Origin of the sequence: Bacillus sp. GbtcB14, assembly GCF_019091205.1 — a bacterium.
GTDB lineage: Bacteria > Bacillota > Bacilli > Bacillales > Bacillaceae_G > Bacillus_A > Bacillus_A cereus_AG.
Map to the genome: position 1 here is coordinate 1 of NZ_JAGXJT010000019.1, position 12,869 is coordinate 12,869.

Genomic DNA, 12,869 nt, shown 5'->3' on the forward strand with positions numbered 1-12,869 from the left:
GTTAGTTTGTCTAGCATCTAAAAATAAAAATTGACGTTTCACGTTGTTTGTTTCGTTCAGTTTTCAAAGAACTTGTCTGTCGCTCAGAAGCGACTTTATCAATATAACATTTCGTTATATTTTCGTCAACAACTTTTTTCAATAAGTTGTTTTTCGTTTGTTTTGCTTGTTACCTTTCGTGGCAACGAATATAAATATACCAGTTTGATTATTAAAATGCAATAGTTTTTCTAATAAAATTTTTAACTTAGTAAAAAAGTATAAAAACAGCACATTTCTTCTATATAAATATAATTTCTCGCCCCTCAAGAGCTACTATCCCCACGTAGCTCTTACTCAAATAAAAAAAGCTTTGGAGAAATCTCCAAAGCTTAGTCTTGCTTATGACGCATAGCAGGGAATAATAATACATCACGAATAGATGGTGCATTCGTTAATAACATAACAAGACGATCAATACCAATTCCTAGTCCACCTGTAGGAGGCATGCCGTACTCAAGAGCTTCAATATAATCATCATCCATCATGTGAGCTTCATCATTACCTTGTTCGCGTTCTTTTAATTGCGCTTCAAAACGTTCTTTTTGATCAATCGGATCATTTAGCTCAGTGAATGCATTTGCATGTTCACGTGCAACGATAAATAATTCGAAACGATCTGTGAATCGCGGATCTTCATCATTCTTTTTCGCAAGTGGCGAAATTTCTACCGGATGACCGTAAATAAATGTTGGTTGGATTAATTTATCTTCTACTTTTTGTTCGAAGAATTCGTTTATAATATGACCAACTTCCATCGTATCCTTAATACCTACATTATGTTCCTTTGCAAGTTCACGCGCTTCTTCTACACTCATTGGATTCCAGAAATCTGCTCCAGAGTGTTCTTTAATCGCATCTACCATATGAAGGCGTGTCCATTCTGGCTCTAGATCAATTTCATAATCACCATATTGGATTGTTGTTGTACCTAGTACTTGCTTCGCAATATGAGCAACCATATTTTCTGTTAGTTTCATAATATCCTTATAATCAGCATACGCCTCATATAATTCAATCATTGTAAACTCTGGGTTATGGCGAGTTGATACACCCTCATTACGGAATACACGACCGATTTCATAAACTTTTTCTAATCCACCCACAATAAGGCGTTTTAAATGAAGTTCAATTGCGATACGCATGTATAATTCCATATCTAACGCATTATGGTGCGTAATGAAAGGACGTGCAGAAGCTCCACCTGCAATTGCATGCATCATAGGCGTTTCCACTTCAAGGTAACCATTGTCATCTAAGTATCTTCTCATTTCACGAATGATCTTACTACGAGTAACGAATGTTTCACGGCTTTCCATACTTGTAATTAAATCTAAGTAACGTTGACGGTAGCGTTGTTCAACATCTTTTAACCCATGATATTTATCCGGTAATGGACGAAGAGATTTCGTTAATAGTGTAAAGCCCGTTGCTTTCACTGAAAGTTCTCCAACGTTTGTTTTGAATACTTTACCTTCAATACCTACTAAGTCACCTAAATCTGCTGTTTTAAATAATTCGTACTCTTCATCTCCAACAGCATCTTTACGAACATAAATTTGAACTTGTCCATGTAAATCTTGAATATGTGCAAATCCAGCTTTTCCTTTACCGCGTTTTGTCATAATACGACCAGCGATAGAAACAGAGATTTCTTTCTCTTCTAATTCTTCTTTAGAGAACTCTCCATATAAGCTTAATAAGTCATTTGTTGCATTTGTACGTTCAAATCGTTTACCGAACGGATCGATTCCTTGCTCACGTAAGTTATGTAACTTTTCACGACGAACAAGCAATTGGTCGTTTAATTCTTCGTGGTTCATGTTATCCATGGTATTGATATCACTCCAGCTCTATTAATTTTTACAATATATACAGTATAGCATTTTCTACTCAACTAGAAAAACTGCCAGCAACTAGCTGGCAGTTCTTCTTTCTTTCACGTAATTATAGGAAGTGTATAGAAGAATGTCAATCTTCCCTATCTATTATTAACCAACGTGAATCGTTTGTTGTTTCGCTTCTACTTCGTCTACAAATGCACCTAATACATTCGCAAGGTCTTCACGCGTATTACAAGCATTGATACCATTGCGTACAGTTGCATTACCTCGAACACCCTTTAAGTACCAAGCTGCATGCTTTCTCATCTCTCTTACAGCGACATTTTCGTTCTTTAAATCGATAAGACGATCTAGATGCAACATACACACGTCAATTTTCTCACGCACTGTCGGTTCCGGCATTAATTCACCTGTCTCTAAATACTTTACCGTACGATAAATCATCCACGGGTCCCCAAGGGCAGCGCGACCAATCATAACACCATCCACACCAATTTCATCAAGCATTCGCTTTGCATCTTGTGGCGTTTCGACATCACCATTTCCGATAACCGGGATATTTACAGCTTGCTTTACTTGTTTAATAATATCCCAATCCGCTTTCCCTTCATACATTTGTACTCGTGTACGCCCATGAACCGCTACCGCTTGTCCGCCAGCACGCTCAACAGCTTTCGCATTCTCAATTGCGAAAATATGATCTGCATCCCAACCAATACGCATCTTAACTGTAACTGGCTTTTCAACAGCATCTACAACTGCCGCTACCATTTCATATATTTTATTCGGGTCTAAAAGCCACTTTGCTCCCGCATCACACTTAATGATTTTCGGTACTGGGCACCCCATATTAATATCAATAATGTCTGCTGTCGTATATTTATCTACATATTTCGCAGCATCTACAAGAGTTTCTTTCTCTCCGCCGAAAATTTGTAAACTTAATGGCTTTTCTCTTTCATCAATATATAACATATCTAATGTTCTTTTGTTATTAAGCAATATCGCTTTATCACTTACCATTTCAGCACAAACTAGGCCTGCACCAAATTCTTTCACTGTCAAACGGAATGCAGAATTACACACTCCCGCCATCGGTGCTAATACAACCGGGTTTTTCATCTCAATATTTGCGATCTTTAACACTCGACTTACTCCTTCCTTCATAGTTACTTTGGCATTAATTCCTCCACCGAAACCTTCAATGCCTTAGCAACTTCCACTACAAAATCTTGGGAAGGCGATCGATTCCCTCTCTCAACTTCACCTAAAACAGATACAGATACCCCTAATTCTTTAGCAAAACCTTCTTGCGTATAGCCTTTTAGCTTTCGAAAAGCACGAATGCGTCTTCCCCATTTTTCTGCTTCCATACCGTTACTCCCTCTCGCCTTTTCATTTCTTCTACTTGTGAACGTGAAATGTTTTGTTTAATATCTTGATTAATCTCTAACAACGGAACGATAACAAAAGCTCTTTCGAACATCCGCGGATGCGGAACAATAAGATTCTCTGCTTCAATATTTTCTTGATTATATAGTAAAATGTCAAGGTCGATGGTCCTCGGACCCCATCTAATTTCCCTTTTTCTTCCTAAATCATTCTCTACTCTTTGTGTAATTTTCAATAACTCTTGCGGTGATAAATTGGTAGAAATTTTTATAACTAAATTTAAAAAGCAACTTTGGTCAGTATAGCCAACTGGTTCTGTTTCATATACAGATGAAATATCGTTAACTTGGATATACGGGTTTTTGTTTAAAAACTGAATCGCTTCTGTTAAATACGTATAACGTTCTCCGATATTTGAACCTAATGCAATGTAAGCTATATTATTCATGGTCGTTCTCTCGTAATTTCCACTGCTACAGCACGATAATGCCCAGGTATCGGCGGATCTGGTTTAATTACCTTTATCGTACATCTTGAAATACTCTCATATTGTTTCAATATATCTGCAGCGATATTTTCAGCGATACTCTCTACAAGCTTATACGTTCTATCTTCAACAACTTTTCTACATAACTCGAAAAGCTCTCCATAATTGACAGAATGCTCTAAGTCATCACTTTCTCCTGCCTGTTTCAAATCCAACTCCACCGTTAAGTCCACTTTAAATCTCTGACCCAATTTATTTTCCTCTGGGAATACACCATGATAACCGTAAAACTCCATATCATGAACATAAATTTTATCCAATTACTTTACCCCCTTACCAATCATCGCATCCATCATCTTAGCCATACGTGCCATTTCCTTCACATCATGAACACGAACAAACTCACAACCCTTTTCAATGCCAAGACAAACGGTAGCTCCCGTTCCCTCAAGACGTTCCTCTACCGGTAAATCTAACACATGTCCAATAAAGGACTTTCTAGAAGTACCTAAGAGAACTGGATAACCTAGTACGTTTAACTGTTCTAAATTACGCATCGCTTCTAAATTTTGTTCAGGTGTTTTAGCAAAACCGATGCCTGGGTCTAAAATGATATTCTCATCTCGCACACCAGCATCTTTAGCAATTTTAATACTGTCATATAAATCGGCAATCATATCAGCCATTAAATTGCGGTAATTCATGTTATCGCGATTATGCATCAAGATAATAGGTACATCGTAATGAGCTGCAACTTCAGCGATTTTTGGTTCCGCCTTCGCTCCCCAAACGTCATTAATAATATGAGCGCCAGCTTCGATTGCTTGTTTTGCAACTTCAGCTTTATACGTATCGATAGAAATAGGCAATTTCACTTCTTTTGAAACCGCCTGAATCATTGGAACAACTCGTTTGATTTCTTCTTCCACTGATACTTTAGCAAAACCCGGGCGAGTAGATTCACCGCCAATATCAATAATATGAGCACCTTCATCTCGCATCTCTTTCGCATGGCGCACCGCAGCCTCTACCTCGTTGTAACTCCCACCATCAGAAAATGAATCTGGCGTTACATTTAAAATCCCCATAATTAAAGTTTTTTCATTTAAGTTCAATGTATATTCGCCGCAGCGCAAATCATAATCCCACTTCAAACTACACATCTCCTCTTCACAATTCATTTCTACTCCACAATTTCTCTCTCTGCATTTCATAAAGATTCATAAACCTTTTTGTAACCATACCTACTTTACCCGGGAAATCTCGTCCCTCTATATGATAAAGTGGAACAACTTCTTGAATTGAATTTGTTACGAAAACTTCATCAGCTGAAAGTAATTCATCTTTTGTAAAGAAACCTTCCTTTACCTCTATACCCAGCTCTTCAGCAACCTTTATAATAAACGCACGAGTGATACCATTTAAAATCCCTGTTTTTAACGAAGGTGTATACAAAATATCACCCTTCACAAAAAAGAGATTCGAAACAACACCCTCTGCAACATAACCTGCTTCAGTAAGGAAAATACCTTCCTTATTCACAACACTTCCAATTTCACGTTTTCCTAAAATGTTATTTAAATAATGATGAGACTTTAAGCGAGACGCACCCTCTGGTGTATTTCGCACTTGCTTTAAAATAACCCCTTCTTTTTCCACTACATCTCCCGGGGCTGCTAAAGGTTTTATAAAAACAATAACAGACGGTTCTTCATACATTTCCGTTTGCAATCCAATTTCATCTATACCAGCCGATACATTAAAACGTACATACGCATGCTCTAATTCATTCTTAACGAGTAAACCCTTCAAAATAAGCAGCACTTCATCTTTTGTCATTGTAAATTTAATTTGCAATGTATTCAGTGCATCTATTAAACGATTATAATGATCATCCAATAAGAAAGGATGACCATTATAAATACGAAACGTCTCAAAAACTCCAAGACCATATAAATAACCATGGTCATACGGAGAAATTCTCGCTTCACTTGCCTCTACATACTCACCATTTACGTAAATTAACATACTGTCACACTCGGACTGTATTTACGAATGAAATTCTGCAACAACTCTTTCCCATGGGAAGTCATAATCGATTCCGGATGGAACTGTACACCTTCAATCGGTAATGTTGTATGACGGAGCGCCATAATTTCCCCTTCTTCTGTCCAAGCTGTTACATCTAAGCAATCTGGTAACGTCTCTTTCTTAACGATAAGGGAATGGTAGCGCGTCGCAGTAAACGGATTAGGAATATCCGAAAAAATCGTCTTTCCGTCATGATGCATAAGCGACGTTTTTCCGTGCATTAATCGTTCCGCACGAACAACCTCTCCACCAAACACTTGTGCAATAGATTGATGCCCAAGACAAACCCCAAAAATCGCAACCTTTCCGGCAAAGTATCGAATAACCTCCATACTAATACCTGCTTCATTCGGACTACATGGACCTGGCGAAATCATTAAAAAGTCCGGTTTCATATTCTCAATATCCGAAATAGTTACTTCATCGTTTCGTTTAACAACGAGCTCTTGTCCAAGTTCTCCAAGAAACTGCACTAAATTAAATGTAAAAGAATCATAATTATCAATCATTAATATCATTTCTCTCACCTAACCGTTTCTTCGCTACGTTCTTTTGCACGCCATAAAGCAATCGCCTTTTTTAACGACTCTTTATATTCATTTTCCGGATTTGAATCAATTACAATTCCCGCTCCTGCTTGTACATGCGCTTTTCCATCTTTAGCAAGAAGTGTTCTAATTACAATATTCAATTCTGTATCTCCAGAATAACCGATCCATCCGATCGAACCTGTATAAATTCCTCGGCGAACAGGTTCTAATTCTTCAATAATTTCCATCGTACGTATTTTCGGGGCACCAGTAATTGTTCCCCCAGGGAATACAGCCTTCACTAAATCAAAAGCATCTTTATCTTCTTCCACCTCACCACGTACATTAGAAACAATATGCATAACATGTGAGTATTTCTCAATTACCATAAATTCATCTACTTCTACAGTGCCATATTTACAAACACGCCCTAAATCATTTCGTTCTAAATCTACAAGCATGACGTGCTCCGCTCTTTCTTTTTCATTCTCAATTAATTCTCTTGCTAATTCTTCATCCTCTTGCTCATTCGCACCTCTAGATCTCGTTCCAGCAATTGGTCTTGTACTTACTTCTGTTCCTTGTTTCTTAATTAACAACTCTGGCGATCCACTAACAATTTGAAAATCTCCAAGCTCCAAGTAACCCATATATGGAGATGGATTAATTTCACGAAGACTTGTATAAATTTCTAGCGGGTGTGTTTGTAATGTTCTTTCTTGTCTCGTCGACAAGTTTACTTGGAATACATCACCAGCCCCAATATATTCTTGAATACATTCAACTGCCTTCATGAAGCCTTCTTCAGTAAAAGCAACTGCTTCGCTTTTCTTTTCAGGGCATACGAACGGCATAGTCACTTCCGGCGCTTCTGTCGCCCAAAGAATCTTCCATTCATTTAATCGCTCTTTTGCCTCTTCATGCTTGTCGACATAATGTGTAATAATCCATAATACTTTTTCTTCTTGATCATACACAAACACATCATCAAATAATAAAAAGAATATATCAGGTATATTAATATCATCCTTCGCAAGAGAAGGGAGTTTTTCAATATAACGGATGCAATCATAACTAAAGTAACCAATTGCACCACCTTGAAATGGCGGGTACTCCGGATTATAATCTGTTTCCCATCGCTCCATATATTCCTGCATTAAATCTAATGGATTTCCTTGCTTTATTGTTTCCTTACCACTTTCACTTATATGTAACGTTTCACCCTTCCCTTGAATTACCGCTACTGGGTTCAACCCCACAATGTTATAACGACCGCCACGTCCACTCTCTAACAAAATATGTTGCGGTTTATCCTTAGAAAGAAATTTATACTGCTTAAAGAAATCTAACTGATATGGAATAGAAAGCGCTAAAGATTTTCTTCGTTGCATATCAACACCCCGTCTTCTTTTATCCCACCCTCTTATATTAACCACTTCAAACTCTACATTCGTTATGTATATAGAAGGGTTATACTCGAAGGCTAGTGAAAATAAATTAATTATACTACCTCTTATTTTACATGAAGTTTTCTAGTCATTCACTCTTTTCCTATTTCCAATCCAAAAAGAAAAAGCATCCTTTTTCAAGGATGCTTTTTCAATCGCATATAATTAAGACTCAAATTGATAAAGTGGTGTACTTAAATAACGTTCACCGTTACTCGGGATAATAACAAGTACCTTTTTCCCTTTACCTAACTTTTTCGCAATTTCTGTTGCTGCATAAATAACTGCTCCAGAAGAGATGCCCACTAAAATACCTTCTTCTTTAGCCACTCTTCTTGCATATTCAAATGCTTGCTCTGTTTTCACTTGAACAATTTCATCATATACCTCTACATCCAATGTCTCTGGGATGAATCCCGCCCCAATTCCTTGGATTTTATGTGGACCCGGTTTCCCACCAGATAATACTGGTGAATCCGCAGGTTCTACTGCATAAATTTTAATATCTTTATACGCTTCCTTCAGTACTTCACCAGCACCAGTAATCGTTCCACCTGTACCAATACCTGCAATAAACGCATCTAATTGGTCGCCCATTTGTTCAACAATTTCTGGCCCTGTTGTTAAACGATGAATTTCTGGATTCGATTGGTTTTTGAACTGTTGCGGTATAAAGTAGCCATGCTCTTTTGCTAATTCAGTCGCTTGACGAATCGCTCCACCCATTCCTTCAGGCCCTGGAGTCAATACTAATTCTGCACCGTAAGCACGTAATAAATTACGACGCTCAATACTCATTGTTTCTGGCATTACTAAAATTGCCTTATATCCTTTAGCGGCCGCTACCATCGCTAAACCAATTCCTGTGTTACCACTTGTCGGCTCAATGATTGTATCGCCTTCTTTTAATAATCCTTTTTTTTCAGCATCTTCAATCATAGCTAATGCAATACGATCTTTAACACTGCTCCCCGGATTCATAAATTCTAATTTTAAGTATATATCTGCGCTGTCTGATTCTACGATGCGGTTCAACTTAACGATCGGCGTTTTCCCGATTAATTCTGAAACTGATTGTGCCACTCGCATTCCTGTCACTCCTAACACCGAGTATTTTTATTGGTTTTATCTATATTTAGATTTTGTCAGAAAATTCTCTGTTTGTCAATCTATTTAGAGGGTGAATCCCCTTGATTTCCTTATTACAAATTCTCAATTAAATTTGTAATATCTTCTTTAGAGAACTTATGTCGTTCATTACAGAAATGGCAATGAACTTCTGTCTCTTCGTCTTCTTCACGAATTTGCTCTAACTCTGTTTTACCTAAACTAATTAACACACTCTCAATACGTTCGCGTGAGCACGTACAATTAAATTGAACATCCATCGTTTCTAATACTTTTACTTTATCTTCCCCAAGGACTGCATATAGTACCTCTTCTGGAGAAAGCCCCTGTTCGATCAATGTTGATACAGGAGGAATTTTTTGCAAACGATCTTCAATGAATGAAATTGTTTCCTCCTGTGCGCCTGGCATAATTTGAAGAATAAATCCACCTGCTGCTAATATGCTGTCATCTCCATTTACAAGAACACCAACACCTACAGAAGAAGGTGTCTGCTCAGAAACTGCGAAATAATACGTGAAGTCTTCTCCTAATTCTCCCGAAACGATTGGAGATTGGCCGACAAACGGCTCACGCATACCAATATCTTTAATTACTGTTACAAATCCTTCTGTACCAACCGCTTGATATACACGTAATTTCCCTTGTTCTGTTCCTTCAAAATCAACATGTGGATTCGTTACATAGCCACGTACATCTCCATTTGCATGAGCATCTACTAAGATCGGGCCAATCGGACCGTTACCTTCTACCTTAATTGTTAACTTTTGGTCACCTTTTAACATCGCTCCCATTATTGTTCCGGCAGTTAAAGAGCGACCAAGTGCGGCTGAAGCTGTTCTCCACGTATCATGACGTTTTTGGGCCTCACTTACCGTGTTTGTTGTACGTACACTATACGCACGTACTTCTCCATCAAATGCTAACGCTTTTACTAAATAATCTTTCATACTTATTTATTCACCTTTCTCATGCTGTAAATTTGCATTACGCTCGTATAACATATACAAACCTTTTAATGTTAAGAATGGATCTACAACATCAATTACATTCGATTCTTCTGAAATTAATTTCGCCAATCCACCTGTTGCAATAACTTTCGGTTCTTGTTTAGCTTCCTCTTTCATACGCTTAACAATACCTTCCACTTGTCCAACATAACCATAAAGAATACCAGATTGCATCGCACTTACCGTATTCTTTCCAATAACACTGCTTGGCTTTGTAATTTCAATACGAGGAAGTTTTGCCGCTCTACTATATAAAGCCTCTGCTGAAATCATAATTCCCGGCGTAATAACTCCACCCATATAATGCTTTTCTTCGTTAATATAACAATATGTAGTAGCCGTACCAAAATCGACAATAATAAGCGGACTTCCATATAAGTGGATTCCTGCTACTGCATTTACAATTCGGTCCGCGCCTACTTCACGTGGATTTTCATATTTAATATTTAGCCCCGTTTTTATTCCAGGACCTACTACAAGCGGTTTAATTTTAAAATACTTTTCACACATGCGCTCTAAAGCAAACATAATTGGTGGTACGACTGAAGACACGATAATACCTTTCACATCTTCAAACGAAAGACCCTCATGCTCAAGCAACTGCTTTACAAGCATTCCATATTCATCTTCTGTCTTATGACGATCTGTTTCCATGCGCCAATGTTGACGAAGTTCCCCCTCTTCAAACACGCCTAGTACAGCATTTGTGTTCCCTACATCCAATACAAAAATCATATTCTCACCACTTATCTTATTTAATCTATATTTATGCAGTATGTATAAAACTTATAAAAACATCATATCACACATACTTATATAATCAGCTTTTCTATCCTCATCATTTTACAAAAAGATTACTCTCTATTTCAATTTTTAATACTAATTTTATTTTAATTTTTTCCGACTTAGTATTTTTCTACAAATAAAAAAGGAGTGACAACTGTCACTCCTTTATCTCTTACTTATCTTCTATGTCTTCATCGTCCTTCTTCATATTGATGTTTACTTTCACATCATCTGAAGATGTTGGACGCTCTGGTAATCTGCCGTAATCATATAAATGATTGATTTGCTCTGCATCTAACGTTTCTACTTCAAGTAACGTTTTCGCAATAAGATCTAGCTTATCACGTTTTTCAGTAAGAATTTGGTTCGCGCGAGCATAACATTCTTTTATAATCGTTTGCATTTCCACATCAATTTCATGTGCAATTGCATCACTGTAGTTTTGTTCTGAATGGAAGTCTCTTCCTAAGAACACTTGACCACCTTGTGAGCTACCGAATTGCATCGGTCCCAGCTTATCACTCATACCGAATTCCGTAACCATACGTCTTGCAATACCAGTCGCACGTTGGAAGTCGTTGTGAGCACCTGTGCTTGCTTCACCAAACACAATCTCTTCAGCTACTCGACCACCAAGTAAACCAGTGATTTTATCAAGTAACTCTGGTTTTGTCATGAAGTAACGATCTTCTTTCGGAAGCATTACTGCATATCCACCTGCTTGACCACGAGGGACAATTGTTACTTTATGAACGATATCTGCTTCATCAAGGACAACACCAATTACAGTATGGCCAGCTTCATGGAATGCAACGATATTACGTTCTTTTTCAGAGATAACACGGCTTTTCTTAGCTGGACCTGCAATAACACGATCCGTCGCTTCATCAATGTCACTCATATCAATTTTCTTCTTATCTTGACGCGCAGCTACTAAAGCAGCTTCGTTTAATAAGTTTTCAAGATCGGCACCAGAGAACCCTGGTGTACGAGTTGCAATTGCTCTTAAGTTGATATTATCAGCAAGCGGTTTATTACGAGCATGTACTTTAAGTACAGCTTCACGACCATTTACATCTGGACGATCTACTGTAATTTGACGGTCAAAACGACCTGGACGTAATAATGCTGGGTCAAGAATATCAGGTCGGTTTGTTGCAGCGATGATAATAATACCTTCGTTTGCACCGAATCCATCCATTTCAACAAGTAATTGGTTCAGCGTTTGCTCACGCTCATCATGGCCACCGCCAAGACCTGCGCCACGTTGACGTCCTACCGCATCAATTTCATCAATGAAAATGATACAAGGAGCATTTTTCTTTGCATTTTCGAATAAATCACGTACACGGGATGCACCGACACCGACGAACATCTCTACGAAATCAGAACCACTGATAGAGAAGAATGGAACGCCTGCCTCACCTGCAACGGCACGTGCTAGTAAAGTTTTACCTGTACCTGGAGGCCCTACTAATAGAACACCCTTCGGAATACGGGCACCAACTTCAGCGAACTTACGAGGATCTTTCAAGAATTCAACTACCTCAACAAGCTCTTGTTTCTCTTCATCCGCTCCAGCAACATCTCTGAAACGAACTTTTTTCTTTTCGTCATTATATAACTTCGCCTTACTTTTCCCGAAGTTCATAACACGGCTACCGCCGCCCTGAGCCTGGTTTAATAAGAAGAAGAATAAAATGAAGATAATGACGAACGGAATGATAGAAGTAAAGAACGTTACCCAAGCACTTGTTTCTTCTGCTGGTTGATACTTAACTTCAGCACCTTGCGCTTTGTCATTAATTTTCTTTTGTAATTCCTCAGTATTTGGTGCATAAGTAACAAATTGTTCTCCTTGGCTAGAGTTGTTAAATTGTCCTTTTACCTCAAATACACCATTTTTCGGTTGAAGTTGCACATTACGCACTTCACCTTTTTCTAGTTTAGTAATGAATTTATCGTAGCTAACTGATGTCGTTTTTTGTGTCGAACCATTAAAATAGCTCACGATTCCAATTACTACTAGGAATATCAGTAAATAAAAGATGGTATTACGGAAGATACGATTCATTCCTAACCTCCTCTCACGGCATAAACACTATTGTAAATCG

The 12,869-nt window shown here is 38.0% G+C and carries 13 protein-coding genes; all 13 read right to left on the reverse strand.

Annotation, left to right across the window (positions count from 1 at the left end; translation table 11 throughout):
• Nucleotides 1-371 precede the first annotated feature (371 nt).
• Nucleotides 372-1,871, reverse strand: a complete 1,500-nt coding sequence (lysS, locus tag KVT31_RS27515; protein ID WP_088094797.1) for a lysine--tRNA ligase — start codon at nucleotides 1,869-1,871, stop codon at nucleotides 372-374.
• Nucleotides 1,872-2,030: 159 nt separating this feature from the next.
• Nucleotides 2,031-3,029, reverse strand: coding sequence for a tRNA dihydrouridine synthase DusB (gene dusB / locus KVT31_RS27520; RefSeq protein WP_140392305.1), 999 nt, complete (start codon nucleotides 3,027-3,029; stop codon nucleotides 2,031-2,033).
• A 23-nt stretch (nucleotides 3,030-3,052) separates the two neighbouring features.
• Nucleotides 3,053-3,256, reverse strand: coding sequence for a helix-turn-helix domain-containing protein (locus KVT31_RS27525; protein WP_000387029.1), 204 nt, complete (start codon nucleotides 3,254-3,256; stop codon nucleotides 3,053-3,055).
• A complete protein-coding gene (folK, locus tag KVT31_RS27530; protein ID WP_001059453.1) occupies nucleotides 3,208-3,723 on the reverse strand; it encodes a 2-amino-4-hydroxy-6-hydroxymethyldihydropteridine diphosphokinase in 516 nt (171 codons plus the stop codon). Before folK ends, KVT31_RS27525 begins: the two co-directional genes overlap by 49 nt.
• Nucleotides 3,720-4,082, reverse strand: coding sequence for a dihydroneopterin aldolase (gene folB, locus KVT31_RS27535; RefSeq protein WP_088094795.1), 363 nt, complete (start codon nucleotides 4,080-4,082; stop codon nucleotides 3,720-3,722). The genes folK and folB overlap by 4 nt, the downstream gene beginning before the upstream one ends.
• Nucleotides 4,083-4,943 carry a dihydropteroate synthase gene (folP, locus tag KVT31_RS27540; protein WP_140392304.1) on the reverse strand — a complete coding sequence of 287 codons (861 nt, stop codon included), beginning with the start codon at nucleotides 4,941-4,943 and terminating at the stop codon, nucleotides 4,083-4,085.
• Nucleotides 4,933-5,790 carry an aminodeoxychorismate lyase gene (pabC, locus tag KVT31_RS27545; protein ID WP_088094794.1) on the reverse strand — a complete coding sequence of 286 codons (858 nt, stop codon included), beginning with the start codon at nucleotides 5,788-5,790 and terminating at the stop codon, nucleotides 4,933-4,935. Before pabC ends, folP begins: the two co-directional genes overlap by 11 nt.
• Complete coding sequence (gene pabA / locus KVT31_RS27550) at nucleotides 5,784-6,371, reverse strand: aminodeoxychorismate/anthranilate synthase component II (RefSeq protein ID WP_088094793.1); 588 nt, start codon at nucleotides 6,369-6,371, stop codon at nucleotides 5,784-5,786. Before pabA ends, pabC begins: the two co-directional genes overlap by 7 nt.
• A 5-nt stretch (nucleotides 6,372-6,376) precedes the next feature.
• Nucleotides 6,377-7,774: an aminodeoxychorismate synthase component I gene (pabB, locus tag KVT31_RS27555; RefSeq protein WP_088094792.1), complete on the reverse strand. Its 1,398-nt coding sequence runs from the start codon at nucleotides 7,772-7,774 to the stop codon at nucleotides 6,377-6,379.
• Nucleotides 7,775-7,996: 222 nt separating this feature from the next.
• Nucleotides 7,997-8,920 (reverse strand): cysteine synthase A, encoded by a 924-nt coding sequence (gene cysK / locus KVT31_RS27560; protein WP_001261702.1) that lies wholly within the window; start codon nucleotides 8,918-8,920, stop codon nucleotides 7,997-7,999.
• Between the two features lie 113 nt (nucleotides 8,921-9,033).
• A complete protein-coding gene (gene hslO, locus KVT31_RS27565) occupies nucleotides 9,034-9,909 on the reverse strand; it encodes a redox-regulated molecular chaperone HslO (RefSeq protein WP_088094791.1) in 876 nt (291 codons plus the stop codon).
• Nucleotides 9,910-9,915: 6 nt separating this feature from the next.
• A complete protein-coding gene (locus tag KVT31_RS27570; RefSeq protein ID WP_063222213.1) occupies nucleotides 9,916-10,704 on the reverse strand; it encodes a type III pantothenate kinase in 789 nt (262 codons plus the stop codon).
• A gap of 223 nt (nucleotides 10,705-10,927) precedes the next feature.
• The gene (gene ftsH, locus KVT31_RS27575) at nucleotides 10,928-12,829 is read right to left on the reverse strand and encodes an ATP-dependent zinc metalloprotease FtsH (protein ID WP_088094790.1); all 1,902 of its coding nucleotides are present in this window, start codon (nucleotides 12,827-12,829) and stop codon (nucleotides 10,928-10,930) included.
• Between the last annotated feature and the right edge of the window lie 40 nt (nucleotides 12,830-12,869).